Origin of the sequence: Deinococcus cellulosilyticus NBRC 106333 = KACC 11606 (genome assembly GCF_007990775.1) — a bacterium.
Taxonomy (GTDB): domain Bacteria; phylum Deinococcota; class Deinococci; order Deinococcales; family Deinococcaceae; genus Deinococcus_C; species Deinococcus_C cellulosilyticus.
This window is the reverse complement of record NZ_BJXB01000011.1, coordinates 108,252-125,105: the sequence shown is the minus strand read 5'-3', so window position 1 is coordinate 125,105 and position 16,854 is coordinate 108,252. Positions and strand designations below refer to the sequence as shown.

Sequence of the window (16,854 nt, the reverse complement as noted above, 5' to 3'; positions counted from 1 at the left end):
CGGTATGATGGAAAAGAACCACCACCGGAGGACTTCTTCATGACCGAGATGCTGCGCACCCTCACCATTGACCACTTCAAACCCCTGATTGGAGAGACCTTTCATGTGCAGGTGAACCCGCAAGAGGCTTTTGAAGTGCAACTTGCCGAAGCGAACCTGCTGGGTGGAGATGTGCTCCCCACTTCTGGTCGCAGGCCTTACTCCCTGATCTTTGTGGATTCCAGAAAGCGTCTGGTGCCCCAGGCCATTTTTAAGGTCACTCACCCGGCAGTGGGCGAACTGGACATTTTCATGGTGCCCTTGCAGCCTGATGCCAGAGGCACAGTCTTTGAAGTGATTTTCACCTGATCTGAAATGAAAAGCAGCCCTGCTCAAAACCTTGCAGGGCTGCTTTTTGCTGGAGTTCACTCCTGTTTCTGAGGCACAGGCCGCTCCATGAACATGTACATCCCTCTCTGTTCCACATCCTGAAAGCCCAGACGCAGGTACATCTGGTAGGCAGGGTTGAATTGCTCCACATGCAAAGTGAGGGGCAAACCTGCTGCATCGGCCTGTTCCATCAGGGCATGCATCAGGGCCGTTCCCAGACCCTGATTGCGGTACTGGGGAAGCAAGGTGACTTCCATCAGTCGGTGTTCTTTGCGGGTGCGGTGCAGGTAGAGGCGGCCAATGGGATGGCCCTGAAGTTCGATCACCAGAAAGTCTGCCCCCTGATAATGCTCACGGTACTGGCTGTCCTGTGCAGTGAATTGCTGCACCAGAAAAGTGTGCTTCTGCTCATCGGTCCAGCCCACCTGCATCACATCGTCACGGGTGCTGGCATAAACCTGAAACAGCAGTGGGTAATCCTGCTGGGTGACAGGACGAAGGACAACAGGAAGGTTTTCAGGCAGTGTCATTCATTCAACCTAACAAAAACAGGCGTGATCTTCACGCCTGTCAGGACAACGAGGCTCAGCCTCTGGGAGGAAAAACACCCTGCAACGCAATGTTGAAGTAAAGGGTGAGGTAAGGCTGCATGTTGTTGTGGGGTTGAGAGCCACCAGCAGGAGCCAGGGCCTGGAACGCCAGGGTGGTGTCTGTGGGACCATTGCTGTAGAGGCCTACAGCCACGCCAGCAGCAGGGTACTGACCATCTGGCGTGCGGGAAACCCCGGAACGCTTGGAAGCAGAGACGCTGTGGCTGTGGGCAGGAATCTCACTTTCCAGCAGGCTCACGGTCTCTGAACCTCCGGTTTCACCCAGGTCGTGGAGGCTGAGGCCCGGTCCCTGGCCCGGGTGCATGGGGGCACTGCCTTGCAGGTTGGGCAATGCAAAATTGCTTTTGCCGTTTCCACCATAGGTGGTGCCCAGCAGGGAAAACAGGGCTGTGTTCTGGCTGATGGGCAAGAGCTGTCCATCACACCATGCCCAGCCTTTGGGAGCGAAGTTGAAAGGGAAAATTCGGATTTCTGCAACAAAAGGATCTGCCATGGTCTACTCCTTAAGTGGGGCTGGGGAAAATGCCGAACAGCGAAATGATGAAATTCACGCAAAGGTAAGGCTGAAAATTGGTGTGTGGCTGGGAGCCACCCACAGGAGACACCCCATTGGGAGCCAGGGGCTGGAAAGGTCCGGCGGTGCCGTAAGCCAGCACACTGGCATCCAGGGACTGGGCCAGCACCTGGTTGCTGGGGGCCGCAACCACACCGTTGTTGCCTGTCCCCAGCATGGGATGGGTGTGCATGGGAAGCTGGTTCACCGTTAGGGTGACTTCCTCGGTGCCTGCCTGCTCTGCAAGCTGGTAGGTGGTGCCAGAACGTGCAGTACCCATGTGGAGGGGGATTCTCCCTCGCATGTCGGGCAAAGCAAAGGTAGACTCTCCATCTCCGCCGTAAGTGGTTCCAATCAGCTGAAACAGCGTCTCGTTTTCTGAAATGGGCAACAGCTGTCCTTCGCAGAACATCCATCCTGCAGGTGCAAAATTGCCCGCAAAAATTCTGACTTCTCCAACATAAGGTTGTGCCATACTCTCCTCCGGTTCAGGGGGTGCAATGAATCAATTGGGGCTGGGGAAAATGCCTTGCAGGGCAATGCAGAAGTTGAGCACCAGAAAGGGCTGCATGTTGTAGTGGGGTTGTGACCCACCCACACTGCCCACCACACCGGCATTGAAGGCCACAAGGTTGCTGGGGTCGGAGTACATCAATGCACCCGCAGACTGGGAGAACACCGAGGTGGCCAGCGGAGTGTTGGTGCCTGCCACCGTGTTGGCGGTGTTGACGGTGTGCACGTGCTGAGGCATCTCTGCCTGGGACAGGACGTGAACTTCCTCGCCTGCGGTTTCTCCCAGGTTGTGGCCGTTGCCCACATGAATGGGGGTCTGACCGCGCAGGTTGGGCAGGGCAAAGTTGACCCGTCCGTCACCACCAAAAGTGGTGCCCAGCAAGGAAAACAGGGCCTGGTTCTGGTTGATGGGCAACAGTTGTCCGTTGCACAGGGCCCACCCCTTGGGGGCAAAGTTGAAGCTCATGATCCGTATTTCTGACAGGAACGGCTCGGCCATACTGTGAATCCTCCTTCCGCACAGCCCTGCTGGGCTGATGGGAGCAACAAAAAGCAAAACATCAAGAAGAGGAGTACCTCAGGCTTGAGGTACTCCTGTAGAAGAGGGTTCAGGGCAAGTTGCAGTTTCCAAAGCTGTTGACGGCAGGGGAAACAGCTTCCACATAGTTGTCAATGGTGGCCGGGTTTTTCCCGTTGATGTAAGTCAGGGCTCCAGCTCCATTGGTTGCAGGCATGCCATGGACATTGAAGGTGGTGGGATTGTATTTGGCGAGGTAAATGCCTCCTGCTCCACCAGCACCCGTGCTGGTGTTGTTTTCGATTCGTGCACACATGATGGAGTTTCCAGAACCAGTTCCACCGGCAATGGCCTGAATGCCTTCGTTGAATCCAGCGCCAATCAGGTTGCTGACCGAGTTGTTCATGATCTTGGCGTTCATGGTGCATGCTGTGGCATTTGCTCCCACCCGGATGCCTGCTCCACTGGTCTTGGTCACGGTGTTGTTCGTGATGCTGACATTGGCCACCCCGTTGGCGGTGTTGGGCGCTCCGGTGGGTTTGTCACAGGCGGCGGTGATCCCCATGGCACCAATGCCAGTGGTGTTGGGAGAGACGTAGTTGTTGTAAATGTTCACCACAGAGTCGGCGTAACCGTCGGTGGTGTGGGTGATGACGTTGCCCTTGATGTTGGCCAGTGGGTTGTCCTCTGTACCGTTGTTGAAAATCTCAAAGTGGGCTTTGCCCCGACCACTGCTGCTGGAACTGCCAATGTAAGCAGCGATGGCGTTGGCGTTCATCTTGGTGGTGGCATCACCCTTGATCAGGTTGTTGGAAATGGTGATCACGTTGGTGCTGCTGGCCGTGTCTCCAAGCTGTGGAGCTGCTGTGGCACCGTTGTTTTCACCCAGGAAGATCACCCCAGCCCCGGTGGGGAAATTGGTGATGATGTTGCCGTTGATGGTGGCTTTGGTGATGTTGCTGGCTGTGTTGCCTGTCCCACGGGCAATGATGGAAATCCCACTGCCCAGAGACACTGCATTGCTGGTGCTGCTGGTGATGGTGTTGTTGGAAACGTTCAGGTCGGTGAGGGTGCCCTGATAGTTGATGACGTGCACCCCATGGTACTTGGCGTTGGTCAGGGTGTTGCCCGTGATGGTTACAGCGCCAGAGAGGTTTTGCTCATTGAAGGAAGTGGCCGTGTTGAATGCCACGTTGGAGTACTGCTGCAACTCATCTCCGATGGTGCCCACATTGTTGATGGTGCTGTTGGTCAGGGTGAAACCCCGCACATTGCCTTCACCACGCAGGCCGCTGAGGGCAATGTTTTGCACAATGATGCGGTCAAAACTGGGGGTCTGGGTGTCTATCAGGTAGATGGCATGTCCACTGGTGTTCTGGATGGTGCCTCCTGAACCTGCAGAACCCGTTCCCAGCACAGAAAGGCTGCCCGCACTGCCCGTTCCATTGACATAGATTCCGTTCACAGCTCCGTTGCTGGAAATGCTCTGGAATTTGAGACCGCTGCTGCCAATGTTGGTGTTCAGTACGTTCAATGCCGTTCCAGAGGTGGTGGTCAGTGTGCTGTTGGTGGCACTGCTGCTGAAAGTCCCGCCGTTGATGGCGGTGAAGGCAGGCTGGCTCTGGGTGTTTGCAGTGATCTGGCCAGTGAAGTTGATGGTTGCCACATCGTTGTCATCCAGGTAGATGCCACCTGCAGTGTCTGCAACTCCATCTGTGATGGTGTTTGTGAAACTGATGGTGCTGGCACTGCCTCCGTTGCGCCCGGTGACCCGCACAGCGTTGGTGCCTGATCCCCCACCGTTCTTGGTGATGGTGCCCTGGTAGGTGATGTTGCCTGTTCCACTGTTCACATAGAAGGCGTGTCCAGTGGAGCCCGTGATGGTCGAAGCGCTGCCTGCACTGAAGCTCATGTTGGTGGAGGTGTTCGCTGCAGAGAGGCTCACCCCGGTGGTGCCAGAGTTGACGCTTCTGACTGTGGTGAAGTTCAGGTTGCTGGGGGCAAAGCTGATGTCCACTGCAGGACCATTGGTGGACTCAACATTGCCTGCACTGACCACCAGGGTCAGACCACCCTGGTTGGCTTTCAGACCCGTGCCGTTGTCGTTGTACACATTCAGGCTGTCGAAGCTGAGTGAACCTGTGCTGCCGTCCAGCAGAACACCGTTTGTTCCGGTGCCGTTGCCACTCGTGCCAACAGCCACCGTTGCCCCCGTGATGCTGCTGAAGTTCACGTTGCTGGCATTGATGCCTGTTCCCGTGGTGTTTCCACTGACAAGGATGTCATCAAAGGCACTGATGTTGAAGGTGCCTGCGGTTTTGCTGAGGGACAGACCGGTTCCAGCTGAGGCATTGAGGGTGAGGTTGTTCAGGGCGGCGGTGGTGGTGGCGGTGCTGCTGTTGCCCAGGGCGACTGCCTGCGTGGCACCGGCAACGGTCAGGTTGTTGAGGGTCACGCTGTGGGTGCCACCGTTGTTGTTGATGTTCACGCCATTGGTGCTGCCCGTGATGCTCAGACCCTTGATGACGACGGTTCCGACGTTGCTGCCAGAAACGCCGTCTCCACCCGTGTTGCTGATGAGGGGGGCGGTTCCTGCACTTCTGCCGTTGAAGGACAGCGCATTGTGGCTGCCCGGAACAGTGATGTCCGTGAGGGCCAGGGCAGAACCTTCACCAATCAGCTTCTGGTTGGTCTTGAGGGTGAAACCTGTCGTCATGTTGCTGTTGCTGCCGTTGCCAGCAAACACGTAGATGGTGTCTCCGGCCAGCGAGGAGGAAACTGCACTGCTGAGCTGGTTGAATGGGCTGAGGGAGGTGCCGCTGCCTGCTGATCCGGTGTCGTTCTTCACGTACCAGATCCGACCCTGCACATCAATGCTCACCGTGGCGTTCGCGGAGAGGCCTCCAGCGTCGGTCACCGTGTAAGTGAAGGTGTCCGTTCCAGTGAACCCTGGAGCGGGAGTGTAGTGGAAGGTGCCGTTGGCGTCAAAGCTGACGCTGGCTCCAGAGGTCACATTGCTGACCCCAGTGACCGTCAGGTTGCTGAACGCCGGGTTGGTGTCTGGATCTGTGTCATTGTCCAGCAGGTCAAATGAAGCACTGCCATGACTGACTTTGAGTGCAGAGGTGCTGCTCTTGTTCACTTCCAGCGTGGTGTTGCCCAGTCCCTGCAAACCAGAATCATTGACCGGCACAGGGGTTTCGTTCAGGTCATTGATGGTGATGGTGAAGGCTTTTTCAAAGGAAAGGCCTCCAGCGTCGGTGGTGCGAATGCGCACACTGTAACTGGATTTGGCTTCAAAGTTGGGGCTGCTGGTGATTCTCAGGTCACTGCCGTTGATGTTGAAGCTGGCATTGTCATCTGAACCTGCACCAGACACCAGACTGTAAGTGAAGGTGTCACCTGCATCCACATCGGTGGAGGACAGGGTCCCCACCACAGTGTTTCCAGGCACGTTTTCATTCACACTGCTTGCGCTCAGGGCAAGGTCTGTGGGCGTTTCGTTGACGTTGGTGACGCTGATGGTGAAGGTGTTCTCGATGAAGAGGCCGCCGGAGTCGGTGGTGCGGACCCGGATCGAGTAGCTGTCTTTGGTCTCAAAGTTGAAGGTGGCATTGGTCTGCAGCTGGCCGCCCACAATTTGGAAGCTGCTGTTGTCGGTGTCTCCGGTGCCCGTCACCAGGCTGTAGGTGAAGGTGTCACTGGCATCTGGGTCCGTGGTGCTGAAGCTTCCCACTGCGGTGCCAGAAGGCTGGTTCTCTGCCACACTGTTTCCGGTCAGGGACAGCACGGTGGGTGTTTCGTTGATGTTGGAGACATTGATGGTGAAGCTCTTCTCGAAGGTCTTCCCGCCAGCGTCGGTGGTGCGAACCCGGATGGAGTAGCTGCTCTTTGCCTCAAAGTTGGGGCTGTTGTTGATGGTCAGCGCACCTGCAGAACTCAGGGTAAAGCTGGCATTGTCGGTGTCCCCGGTTCCGGTGACCAGACTGTAGCTGAAGGTGTCACCACTGTCCGGGTCGGTGGTGCTGAAGTTGCCAATGGCACTTCCGTTTGCACTGTTTTCAGCAATGCTGTCGTTGCTGAGGGTCAGGTCGGTGGGGTCTTCATTCACGTTGGTGATGGTGACCGTCAGGGCTTTCTCGAAAGCTGCACCGTTCTGGTCTTCCACATGAACACGGACACTGTAGCTGGACTTGGTTTCAAAGTTGGCGCTGGGGGTCAGTTTCAGGTCCGTGCCCGAGATGGCGAAATCCCCATTGTCGGTGTCACCAGAACCAGACACCAGACTGAAGGTGAAGGTGTCACCAACGTTAGGGTCCACTGCAGCCAGGGCACCCACGGTGGCCCCTCCAGTGTTGTTCTCTGCAATGCTGCTCGGGGTCAGGGTGATGTCGGTGGGAGCACCGTTCTCAAACACATCATTGACGGTGACAGTGAGTTGCTGTTCCACACTGTGGTTGGCACTGTCGGTGGCCCGAACGCGGATGCTGTAACTGGACTTGGTCTCAAAGTCGAAAGCTGCAGTGTTGCGCAGGTCATCACCCACAATGGTGAAACTGGCATTGTCGGTATCGCCTGTGCCCGTGACCAGGGTGTAGGTGGTGGTTTCACCGGTATCAGGATCATTGGTGCTGAGTGTTCCTGCAGAGGCACCCGCAGCAAGGTTCTCATTGATGGTTCCAGGGTTGAGGGAAATCGTGGTGGGGGCCTCGTTCACATCGGTGATGGAAACAGTCAGCGCCTTCTCATAATTCAGGCCACCCTGATCGGTCACCCGCACCCGCACACTGTAGCTGGATTTGGCTTCGAAGTTGGCGCTGGGTTTGAGGACCAGGCTGCTGCCTGAAATGTCAAAGCTGGCATTGTCGGTGTCCCCTGTTCCGCTCACCAGGGTATAGGTGAAGGTGTCTCCACTGTTGGGGTCAGAAGCTCCCAGAGCACCCACGGTGGCGTTCACAGCATTGTTCTCTGCGATGCTGGTCGGGGTCAGGGTGATGTCGGTGGGGTTGACGTTGGTGGCATCCAGGGTCAGTCCGATGACCACAGGATCATGGGCACTGGAACGGTAGGCATTGGTGTCGTACAGGTCGGTCTGCTGGGCCGCCGTTTTGTTCTCGGTGTTGTAGTCCAGCACGCTGGGTTCAGCAGCGTTGATGTGCCAGATGCCCAGCCCTTTCAGCTGGGGCTGCAGGCTGGAATTCACAAAAGCGTAGTCCAGTGTGCCCCTGCGACCGTTCACCACTGCTGTGTAGTCATTGGGATCGAACAGCTGAATGAAGTCATCTCCGGTCCCATTGGTGTCGTCTGCACCGTTGAGCACGGTGTTGATGGGGTCTTCCTGCATGAAGGCATTGAAGTTCCCGAGCAGCGCCACATCGGTGTCTCCAGAGCCGGTGGGGTCGCTGTTCACCCAGTCCATCAGGACCTGGGCACCCGTGTTGCGGGTTCCGTTGCAGTTGCCCTGTCCGGTGGTGGTGTCATCATCGCTGCCACCGCAAGTTGCAGAGCGGTCTTCAAGTTCCACAGCCACCGCAGTAAAGGTCCCGAGCCCGGAAGTGCGGAAGGTCTGGGCCAGGGCCGGGTGGTTGCGCACGTCATTGTAGGCTGCATTGTCGGTGTTGTCCAGCACACTGAAACTGCCCACAGGGGTCACTGCTGCGGTGCGGTAGATCAGGCCCACTGCAGTGGTCTGGCTGCCCAGGTTGACCCCGGGATTGATGTAGGTGTACTCGGCACTGCCCAGGGCCGCATTGAGGGCATCCACCAGCGTCTTGATGGCAGGGGTGCTTTCTGCATAGTCGTTTTCCAGACCTTGCAGGGCAATCACATCAGCATCAAGGTCCTGCAGGGCTTCCAGCAGTTTGTCCAGCTGGCGGGTCAGTTCGGCAGCGTTGCTGGCCCCTTCGGTGGTGAAACCACTTCCTGCACCGTCCCCATTGAAGAAGCCGTTCAGGTCAAAAGTTGCAACCTTCAACTGGGGGTTGTTGAGGTCTGCATCGGTGGGTGCAGGACCCCGACCTCCACCCACAAAGGTTGCACTTGCGGCACTGGCATGGATGCGGTAGGCGTCCGTTCCAGTCCAGCCAGAGCCGCTGTATCCCACCACACCTGTCACGGTGGCTCCATCGCCATTTCGCAGGGTGTTGGCGGGGTTCAGAGGGTTGTTGCCCCGACCAAAAATGATGCTGGAGGGGTGTTCAGTCAATGAGCCATCATCCACGATGACCGTGCGGGCTGCAGCTTCATTTTCGTAGGTGGTGAAGTTTGCAGCATTGGGGGCGTTTTCCTGGGTGAAAGCAGGCAGGGTGTTCAGATCGGTGATGGTGACCAGACCTCCACGGCCCAGCTGGCTGTTGTCAGACACAGTTCCAGTGGTGGAAACCAGCATGCCCTCGTACTGCTCCCAGTTGGTCGCAGTGGCAGAGAGGGTCACACTTGCTGCAGCAGGCAGGGTCTGGTTGGTCGCCATCACGATTGGGTTGGAGATGTTGATCAGGCGGGTTTCCCCGTTCACTTCTGCCACTTCACCAGTCAGGCGGATGCGGTCTTTCTGGTTCACCGTCAGGCAGGTGGTGTCACAGGCCACAAAGATGCCCTCACTGGTGGTGGGATCGCTGTCCTGATCTGCCGTTTTCTCCTGCACGTAAAAACCACCCAGTTCAGTGGCCTGCTGCAGGTCTGTGGTGACAATCCCATCAATGGTGACGGTGCTGCCCACCATCGAGCTCGCGGCATCCCCGCTCGCTGTGGCACCCTGAATATCGTGGATGCGGGTGATCCCTGATGAGGACACCTCCTCGCTGAACACGAACAGGATCGAGAAGGAGTAAGGATCATTCTGGGGGGTGAACTTGCCATCTCCGTCCACAGCCATGTCGTAACTGGCCCCAAAAGTCACATTGACCGATCCACTGATGGGCACCACACCGGGCACCTGCCAGCCATAATTCTTGACTTCGGCAATCACCAGACCGCTGGGCGGAGTGGGGTTGATGCCGCTGACATTGAGTCCGGTCAGGAAAGTGGTGGCGGTGGGATCGGCAGTCACACTGTCTGTGGTGATGTCGTAGTTCTGGCCCCTCATCAGGCTGATGATGCTGGCCTTGCTGGAGGCATCACTGCCGTCAAAGAACTTCAGGCTCTTGATGGGTGTATTCCCAACCGTGGGGATGTTGCCTCCGTTGTTGGAGGGGTTGCCATCATCGTCGGTATCAACAGGGATGAAAGCGATGTTTTCGATCGCTTTTCCAGAGGTGTTGGTGATCTTGTAGCGGGCTTTCAGGTAGCGTTTTTTTGCACTGTCCACACTGAACGATTCCACGCCCAGACGTTGCAGGGTGAAACTTCCGCCCACTTCGGTCAGGGCCGTTTTCTGGTATCCAGTTGCGGTCTGCTTGTAGGCGGTGATTTCCACTTTGGGGTTTTTGGAGTTGGCATCGGTAAAAGTCAGCTCATAAAGACGCTTGGGGTTCTCTGGATTTGGAGGGGGTGTGACAGGCGCAGGTTGCTGAAAACAACCCACCAGCATCAATGAGAAGCTGATCAGGGCAATCTTTTTCATGGATTCCTCTCAGTGCCCGAACCCGATGCTGCCAAGTTGAAGGGTGACATTCTGCCATTTGCCTTCTGCCTGAAGTCGGGGTTTCTGGTAAGGTCTGTTGCGTTGCTGTGTGATCGTTTCGACAATCACAGGAGGTTGGGATCGATCTTGCATTTACACTTCCTCGCGGCACCCTTGCGGGTGAGAGACACATAAACCATCAACTTGAGCTCAAGCTGATGGGATCTGGAAACACAGAACCAGCATGTGACTTGTACGTTCTTCCAGAGAACCTCCGTCTGCTTGCTAGAAGGCAGAAAACAACACTTCTGAAGTGGGGCTGTTGGAAGCCTTAAAGGATTCCTCCCAGTCTTCAAGAAACCGTCATTTTCCTCAGATTCTATCGAATTGTAGGGGCTTTCGTCTTCTCAAAAAATCACATCCTGAAGTGAAAGTTTGCTTCAGGAGAAGAATTATCGGTGAAATGGCTCCGCTACCGGATATGAAAACTCTGTATCAGACATGAGCGAGACAAAAATTAGGGGAAATCCCTTACGTTCTGGCAGGGTGATCCCCAGGGTGATCAAAGAAGCTGACAAAAGTCCCTGCAGAAAATATCATTTTTAAATTGTTTTCAGCCGTCATCACATGAAAAGTCAGGCGCTTTCCATGAAACGCCTGACAAAGTGTCACTCCCTGGGTTACTTTTTCTTGAGGGCAGCTGCAGTGGTTTCGGGCTGGTTGACGGGGGTGAGGGCATCCACATCCTGCTCCCCGGTGCGAATGCGGATCACCCGGTCCAGCGGTTGCACGAAGATCTTGCCGTCTCCGACCTCTCCGGTGCGGGCGCTCTGCAAGATGGCGTTCACAGTGACATCCACGAAAGGCTCGCTGACCGCAATCTGCAGCTGTACTTTTTCGTGGAATTCCATGCGCACCTGGGTTCCCCGGTAGTGCTCGATGATTTCACGCTCGCCACCGTGACCAGAGACCTTGCTCAGGCTGATCCCGGTCACCCCAACCCTGAAAAGGGCTTCTTTCACCAGCCCAAGACGGTCCGGGCGGATGATGGCTGTAATCAGTTTCATTGTGCTTCCTCCTGCTTGCTTCCAGCATAGCGAATCTGCAGGCCCCTGAGAATACAAAGAACCAGAACCCCTGGCCTCAGGGATTCTGGCTCAAAAACCTGGTTCAGGCCAGATCTTGCAGCAGACCGGAAAGGTCCTTTTTGATGCAGGTGAACATCGGGGTGTCGGTCAGGGTGTAAAGGCTGGCCTCGGTGTGACGCAGGCGACCCACCAGATCCACAAACTCCTGGGGGTAATCGCTGTCAAAGGCCACCACAAACTCCTGATCGTCGATGCCGTAAGAGTAACTGGTGTTCAGGCGGATGCCCTTGAAGGGGTTGGAGGCGTAGATGTGCTCGTCCATCATGCCCTGGCGGGCGTGGGGGCTCAGGTCGTACCAGGCACGGGTTTTCACAAAGGGGTACACGAACAGGTAGGTGCCCTGACCGGGAAGCAATTCAATGCCGTGCCCGCTCCCTTCCACACGGTTCACGTACTGGCTGCGCTTCTGCATGGAAATGAAGTTGTAAGGCTGGGTCAGGTAGCCCATCAGGCGGGTGCGGTTCAGCAGGCCCTGGCCCTCATTGAAATCCCTGACATCAAAAGCAATGCGCCAGAGCATGAAATCCACCTCGGCGCGGGTGCCCACCAGGCTGTAGGTGCGCAGGATGCGGCCAGCCTCTGCAGGGGCATCCAGCCATTTCTCCACAGCAGCCTGAAACTCGGCCAGGATCTCCTCGCGCTCCTGCACGGGAAGGCGGCGAAACTCCGGGGACAGCTTGTAGAAAGCGTAATTCAGGAACTGGCGGTTCTGGCGGTCGGGTTCTTTCTGTGAGACCTGACCGCTGGGGTCCAAGTCCACCATCATGCGGGGGCGGCCTCCGCCCTGGGGTTTGTGTTCTGACATGCTCATCCTTTCAGGGGCAGCTTGAGATTCTGCCCTGCCATCATCCTTTGTACCGGATCAGGCGGGTCTTCAGGGTGGGGAGACTCGCAAAGTGCCTCCTGCCACATGATGGTCATGATAGGACAGATGTCATGCCAGAGGTACGGACGAATGTACCCGGTCCAATTCAGTGTTCAGCGGTTCAGCAGGATTGCTGTGTGGTGCACCCGATTGCGCACAAAAGGGAAAGGATTCAGCATGAAAAGCTGGGCTCCACGCAGGTTTTCAGGGGCACGGTACTCCTGATCACTGCGCAAATTAAAGCGGGCCAGACGGGATTTTTCCCCCTGATCCTGGGCACAGAGCATCACAAAAGTGCCTGTGGCCGCAGCCAGCACACTGTCCCTGAGGGGCTCTCCGAAGGTCCTCCAGGTGAGTCCGTCCATGGAAACATAAAACTGCAGGTATCCGTAAGCAAAACGCACCCCAAGGTGCACCGGACCCTGGTCAGGCAACTGCAGAATCAGGGGCATCTCCTGAAACCGTCCATGGTCACACCAGCTCAGCTTTAAACAGCGTCCGAGGGTTTCACTGTGGGTGATGTGCAGAAAAGCCCAGTTGTTGCTGTTGTAATAGGCACTCAGGCCTGCCCTCTGGGACTTGCTGACCGGAACAAAATCCACCTCAGTCATCAGTTCAGCATAAGACGACTGGACCCGTCGGGCCATCTGGCAGGAGGCCGGGTCTGGGTGCATGCTCTCCATGGTGCTGCTGGAAATGGGGGTTTGAATCCGGCTCACAGGTTCTCCTTCAGGGTCCTCCTCCGGGGGCACCAGAGGGCAAGCTGGGGTTCAGTCAGAAGTCAAAACGTTTCTGGGGCTGGTAGCGGGGTTTGAACAGCATGGTGGTGGACTCCCGGACCACCAGAGAAGGGGAAAATTCAGGAAAGGTGGGAAAGGGCTGCTGGCTCAGGACCCTGAGGAGGCCTTTTCCTGCAGCAAATCCCATTTCGAAAATGGGGTGCTTGATGGTGGTGAGGGGCGGTGTGATGTAGTCCGATCCAGCAATGTCATCAAAGCCCACCAGCGAGATGTCCTGTGGCACCCGGATGCCTTTGCGGAACAGGGCAAGCCTCACCCCGTAAGCCATCTGGTCGTTGGCGCAGAAGATTGCAGAGAACTGCACATTGCGGTTCAGCAGGATTTCCACTGCCAGAATGCCGGAAAGTTCCCGAAAATCCCCCTGGATCACCAGGTTCGGGTCAAAGGGCACTCCTGCATCCTGCAGGGCCTGGCGGTACCCTGCGAGGCGCTCGGTGGAATCCTGGTTTCCAGCCATTCCCGTCACGTGGGCAATCTGTCTGTGCCCGAGGTCCAGCAGGTGCTTGGTGGCCATGTACGCCCCGAGGGTGTTGTTCATGGGGATGCAGTACTTCTCCAGCCCTTTGACCTGCCGGTCCAGAATCACCGTGGGGATCTGCCGGACCAGGGTGCGCAGGTGGTCCTCAGAGAGGTAACCCCCGATCACGATCAGGCCCGACACCTGACGGTCCAGCAGGATTTCCAGGGCCTCCTGTTCGGTGGTGGGGTTCCAGTGGCCGCTGATGAACACCGGATGGTGCCCGGTGTCCTGCAAAGCCTGCTCAATTCCGGAAATGGCATGGGTGTAATACATGCTGGTGAGGTCCTGCAGCATCACCCCGATGCTTTTCAGTTTGCTGCTGCTGCGGTGGGAAGCCACCAGCTGGGTGCGGTAACCCAGTTTCAGCATGGCGTTTTCCACCCGGATGAGTTTTTCAGGGGCCACTTTGGCGGTGCCGTTGAGCACCCTGGAGACCGTGCTGATGGAAACCCCGGCTTCGCGGGCCACCGCATTGATGGTGACATTGTTTTTCATGTGGGCTCCTCAGGCTGTTGAGACTTTTTCAGTATTGGACCTGCTGAAAAACAGGTCAAGCTTGCCCCCTTGACCGTTTGATCATGAAAAAATCGGTCAAAGGAAATGGCATCCTGCAGGAGTTCAACACAGTCAAATCTACATCTTGAAAAAGTTTTCAGTACTCGGTACAAAAATTTCTCTGGAGAGAGGGATAATGAAAACATGCTGAAACATGTCTCTTTCATCACCCAGAGCGCAGACCAGATCATTGAATTTTACCTGCTGCTGGGAGCACAAGTCCTGAAAGATGAAACCCGTCCAGAAGAAGCATTGCGTCGATTGGTGCTGCAGTTCCCAGGGGGGACCCTGCAATTTTTTCAGCCTTCCGTGCCTCCTGAGAAAAAACAGAGCAACTGGATGGAACACATTGCCTTTGTGGTGGAGGACTTTGATGCCCTGCACGACACCCTCAAAGCACAGGGGGTGACGTTCACCCGAGAAAAAACCCGCTCCCCCGGAGGAAAGCGGATGTTTTTTGTGCTCGACCCGGATGACCGTCAGCTGGAAATTTTAGAATCGTCAGGCCGGATGATGCGGACTTCCGTGGAACGGTAGAAGCGGCTGGGATAGTAGTAGTTCTGCAGGAGCAGTTTGCCCAGAGCCACCAGGGGAACGGCCAGCAATGCACCCCAGATGCCCATCACGGTGACCCCCACCAGAATGCTGAGGAGCACGGTGGCAGGGTGCAGGTTGGTCGTTCTTCCCAGAATCATTGGGGAGAAGACGTGGCCTTCCAGCTGGTTCGCAATGATGAACACCACCACCGCCAGAACGGCCTTGAGCCAGCCCACCGAAAGGGCCAGCAAAATGGTGGGCACAATCGCAATGATCACCCCAAGGTACGGAATGATGTTGAACAGACCTGCCACGAAACCCAGGGCCAGTGCAGAAGGAACCCCAACAATGGCAAGTCCAATCCCGACAATGCTTCCCACGATGGTCGCAATGGCAATCTGGCCCCTCAGGTACCCACCGATGGCAGTGTTCACCTGACCACTGAGCTCAAGCACCTTGGGCTGCCAGCGCTCTGGGAAGACCTTCAGGAGGGTCTGGTTGATGCGGTGGTAATCGGACATCAGGTAAATTGAAAGAATCACAATGAAAAGGCCCTGCAACAGCGAGTTGGCAAAACTGCCAATGAAAGTCCCGGACTGCTGCAAGAGGTTGCGGAAGAAATTCAGGGCGTTCTGAGAAAGTGAGGACACATTGCGCTGCCAGATCTCACCGAGTTGCTCGGAGTACTGGCTGATCAGGGGAACCTTCTCGAAGTCGTTGAACCGCTTGAGCAGTCCCCGGAAGAACTCCCCTCCCGAATCGATCAGTTGCGGAAGTTGTTGCGCAAAGCTGGTCAACTGGTTGACCACCGCAATCAGGATCAGGATGCCCAGAGCAATGAACGCCACCAGCAAGAGCAACACCAGCAAGATGCCCACACCCCGACGCACCCTTCTTCGCTGCATCCAATCCAGCATCGGGTTGAAGAGGTAGGCAATCAGGTATGCAGCAAGAAACACCAGAATCACACTGATGATGCTCTGCAAGAATTGAAAAATCAGGTAGATGAAGAACAGGAACACAGCCACCCGAACCCAGGGGTTGCGCCAGACTTCCTGAAAAGCATTGGTCATGCTTCAGCTTAGCATTCACACCCCCACAGAACAGGCCACAAATCGGGTGACAGCACCCTGTGTGAAGCCTGGTCTGGAGAACTGCTGCAGTACTTTTGAAGGGTGCTCAGGGAAAAGCCCGCTCAACCACCCGGCCCACCACGCCCATGCGCTGTTCGGAACCGTCGGCAAGCTGCACCCACACCAGACCTGCTGAACCCGTGCGAATCACCACTGGCCCCTCAAAAGACAGCTTCTGGCCTTTGCCTGGAGTGCCCTCATAAAGCACCTTGCCCTGGCTGTCTTTCACCCGGGTCCAGCTTTTGCCCTCGAAGCGCAGCTGCACACCCCGGATCACATCGGCCATGGTGGGGGTTTCGTCGGAAGCTGCAACTTCAATTTTCTTCTCACTGGCCTCTGGGGCTTTTTTGGGGGTCTGGGCTTTCTCTGGTGTTCTGGCGGTTTTGTCAGATGTTGCAGGTTTGGTGTCGCCGGGTTTCACGTCGTTGGGCTTCACGTTGCTGGTCTGCTGCTTGAGGGTCTCCCCCACCACCTCTGCCTGAATTTTCAGGTCTGGCAGAGGGCGGGGACTCAGGGCCACCGACAGATTGGTGTTCCGGGACAGGCTGAGTTTCTCCCGGTAGGCCAGGTAGCCATCGAGCTCCACCCGCAACTCTGCTTCGGGTTTCTGGGTGACCGGGAAACTGCGAATGGGGGTGATGCCCACCAGACCATTGTCCAGGTACACTTTCGCTCCAGAAGGCGAAGTGGTCAGGCTGAACTGCACCGTCCTGGCAGTCTGGATGGGGGCCACCTCCTGCACAGCCTCCTGCAGGCCCACATTGGGTCCTGCCTGCCATGCAGCATAAAGCCACCAGCCCAGGCCACCCAGCACGAGCAGCACACTGAAAACACTGGTCACCAGGCCCCAGGGGAACAGCCTTTCTGTCCCTCCAGACATGGAAGAAGGAATTTTGATTTCCACAGGGGGAAACATCTGGTCGTATTGTTGCAGCAACGGCTCGGGGTTGAGCCCGAGTTCCACGGCATACCGCTGCAGGTATGCACGGGTGAAAAGCCTCTCAGGGAGCCTCTCGAAATCCATGTCTTCAAGGGCAGTCAGATATTCAGAGCGGATTTTGGTGCGTTCCGCAAGTTCCACCAGATCTAAATTGGTGTTCAGTCTGGCCCGTCTCAGGTGTTCGCCTAAACTGTTCATCCCAACTCTACATTCTAGGTGGTTTTGCCTCAGG

Annotated in this window: 14 protein-coding genes; 2 read left to right on the top strand and 12 right to left on the bottom strand. The window is 56.4% G+C overall.

The window, feature by feature from the left end; all coding sequences use genetic code 11:
* The first annotated feature begins 39 nt into the window (after nt 1-39).
* Nucleotides 40-348, top strand: coding sequence for a DUF6916 family protein (locus tag DC3_RS13295; protein ID WP_146885053.1), 309 nt, complete (start codon nt 40-42; stop codon nt 346-348).
* A 56-nt stretch (nt 349-404) separates the two neighbouring features.
* On the opposite strand, the gene DC3_RS13290 is transcribed toward DC3_RS13295, so the two are convergent.
* From DC3_RS13290 to DC3_RS13250, 10 genes are all read right to left on the bottom strand, one after another.
* The gene (locus tag DC3_RS13290; protein WP_146885051.1) at nt 405-899 is read right to left on the bottom strand and encodes a GNAT family N-acetyltransferase; all 495 of its coding nucleotides are present in this window, start codon (nt 897-899) and stop codon (nt 405-407) included.
* Between the two features lie 55 nt (nt 900-954).
* A complete protein-coding gene (locus DC3_RS13285; RefSeq protein ID WP_146885049.1) occupies nt 955-1,473 on the bottom strand; it encodes a phage tail protein in 519 nt (172 codons plus the stop codon).
* Between the two features lie 10 nt (nt 1,474-1,483).
* Nucleotides 1,484-2,008 (bottom strand): phage tail protein, encoded by a 525-nt coding sequence (locus DC3_RS13280; protein ID WP_146885047.1) that lies wholly within the window; start codon nt 2,006-2,008, stop codon nt 1,484-1,486.
* A gap of 30 nt (nt 2,009-2,038) precedes the next feature.
* Nucleotides 2,039-2,545: a phage tail protein gene (locus DC3_RS13275; protein ID WP_146885045.1), complete on the bottom strand. Its 507-nt coding sequence runs from the start codon at nt 2,543-2,545 to the stop codon at nt 2,039-2,041.
* Between the two features lie 109 nt (nt 2,546-2,654).
* Nucleotides 2,655-10,124 carry an ExeM/NucH family extracellular endonuclease gene (locus DC3_RS13270; RefSeq protein WP_146885043.1) on the bottom strand — a complete coding sequence of 2,490 codons (7,470 nt, stop codon included), beginning with the start codon at nt 10,122-10,124 and terminating at the stop codon, nt 2,655-2,657.
* Between the two features lie 9 nt (nt 10,125-10,133).
* Entirely contained in the window at nt 10,134-10,277 is a 144-nt protein-coding gene (locus DC3_RS29160) for a hypothetical protein (RefSeq protein ID WP_186816022.1), read from the bottom strand.
* 527 nt (nt 10,278-10,804) lie between these two features.
* A complete protein-coding gene (locus tag DC3_RS13265; RefSeq protein ID WP_146885040.1) occupies nt 10,805-11,191 on the bottom strand; it encodes a P-II family nitrogen regulator in 387 nt (128 codons plus the stop codon).
* A 103-nt stretch (nt 11,192-11,294) separates the two neighbouring features.
* The gene (locus tag DC3_RS13260; protein ID WP_186816029.1) at nt 11,295-12,038 is read right to left on the bottom strand and encodes a chlorite dismutase family protein; all 744 of its coding nucleotides are present in this window, start codon (nt 12,036-12,038) and stop codon (nt 11,295-11,297) included.
* 212 nt (nt 12,039-12,250) lie between these two features.
* On the bottom strand, nt 12,251-12,856 hold the full coding sequence (locus DC3_RS13255) for a beta-xylosidase family glycoside hydrolase (RefSeq protein ID WP_146885037.1): 606 nt from the start codon (nt 12,854-12,856) through the stop codon (nt 12,251-12,253).
* Between the two features lie 55 nt (nt 12,857-12,911).
* The gene (locus DC3_RS13250) at nt 12,912-13,952 is read right to left on the bottom strand and encodes a LacI family DNA-binding transcriptional regulator (RefSeq protein WP_146885035.1); all 1,041 of its coding nucleotides are present in this window, start codon (nt 13,950-13,952) and stop codon (nt 12,912-12,914) included.
* 204 nt (nt 13,953-14,156) lie between these two features.
* Between DC3_RS13250 and DC3_RS13245 the strand changes: the two genes are divergently transcribed.
* Complete coding sequence (locus DC3_RS13245) at nt 14,157-14,549, top strand: VOC family protein (RefSeq protein ID WP_146885033.1); 393 nt, start codon at nt 14,157-14,159, stop codon at nt 14,547-14,549.
* Here DC3_RS13245 and DC3_RS13240 read toward each other — a convergent pair.
* Together DC3_RS13240 and DC3_RS13235 are read right to left on the bottom strand one after the other, a co-directional pair.
* The gene (locus tag DC3_RS13240) at nt 14,492-15,622 is read right to left on the bottom strand and encodes an AI-2E family transporter (RefSeq protein WP_146885031.1); all 1,131 of its coding nucleotides are present in this window, start codon (nt 15,620-15,622) and stop codon (nt 14,492-14,494) included. The genes DC3_RS13245 and DC3_RS13240 overlap by 58 nt on opposite strands.
* Nucleotides 15,623-15,728: 106 nt before the next feature.
* Nucleotides 15,729-16,820: a RodZ domain-containing protein gene (locus DC3_RS13235; RefSeq protein WP_186816021.1), complete on the bottom strand. Its 1,092-nt coding sequence runs from the start codon at nt 16,818-16,820 to the stop codon at nt 15,729-15,731.
* Nucleotides 16,821-16,854 lie beyond the last annotated feature (34 nt).

Bases quoted from the DNA above. Each gene is read 5' to 3' on its own strand.
- DC3_RS13295 (WP_146885053.1), top strand. From the start codon at position 40: ATGACCGAGATGCTGCGCACCCTCACCATTGACCACTTCAAACCCCTG.
- DC3_RS13290 (WP_146885051.1), bottom strand. From the start codon at position 899: ATGACACTGCCTGAAAACCTTCCTGTTGTCCTTCGTCCTGTCACCCAG.
- DC3_RS13285 (WP_146885049.1), bottom strand. From the start codon at position 1,473: ATGGCAGATCCTTTTGTTGCAGAAATCCGAATTTTCCCTTTCAACTTC.
- DC3_RS13280 (WP_146885047.1), bottom strand. From the start codon at position 2,008: ATGGCACAACCTTATGTTGGAGAAGTCAGAATTTTTGCGGGCAATTTT.
- DC3_RS13275 (WP_146885045.1), bottom strand. From the start codon at position 2,545: ATGGCCGAGCCGTTCCTGTCAGAAATACGGATCATGAGCTTCAACTTT.
- DC3_RS13270 (WP_146885043.1), bottom strand. From the start codon at position 10,124: ATGAAAAAGATTGCCCTGATCAGCTTCTCATTGATGCTGGTGGGTTGT.
- DC3_RS29160 (WP_186816022.1), bottom strand. From the start codon at position 10,277: ATGCAAGATCGATCCCAACCTCCTGTGATTGTCGAAACGATCACACAG.
- DC3_RS13265 (WP_146885040.1), bottom strand. From the start codon at position 11,191: ATGAAACTGATTACAGCCATCATCCGCCCGGACCGTCTTGGGCTGGTG.
- DC3_RS13260 (WP_186816029.1), bottom strand. From the start codon at position 12,038: ATGATGGTGGACTTGGACCCCAGCGGTCAGGTCTCACAGAAAGAACCC.
- DC3_RS13250 (WP_146885035.1), bottom strand. From the start codon at position 13,952: ATGAAAAACAATGTCACCATCAATGCGGTGGCCCGCGAAGCCGGGGTT.
- DC3_RS13245 (WP_146885033.1), top strand. From the start codon at position 14,157: ATGCTGAAACATGTCTCTTTCATCACCCAGAGCGCAGACCAGATCATT.
- DC3_RS13240 (WP_146885031.1), bottom strand. From the start codon at position 15,622: ATGACCAATGCTTTTCAGGAAGTCTGGCGCAACCCCTGGGTTCGGGTG.
- DC3_RS13235 (WP_186816021.1), bottom strand. From the start codon at position 16,820: ATGAACAGTTTAGGCGAACACCTGAGACGGGCCAGACTGAACACCAAT.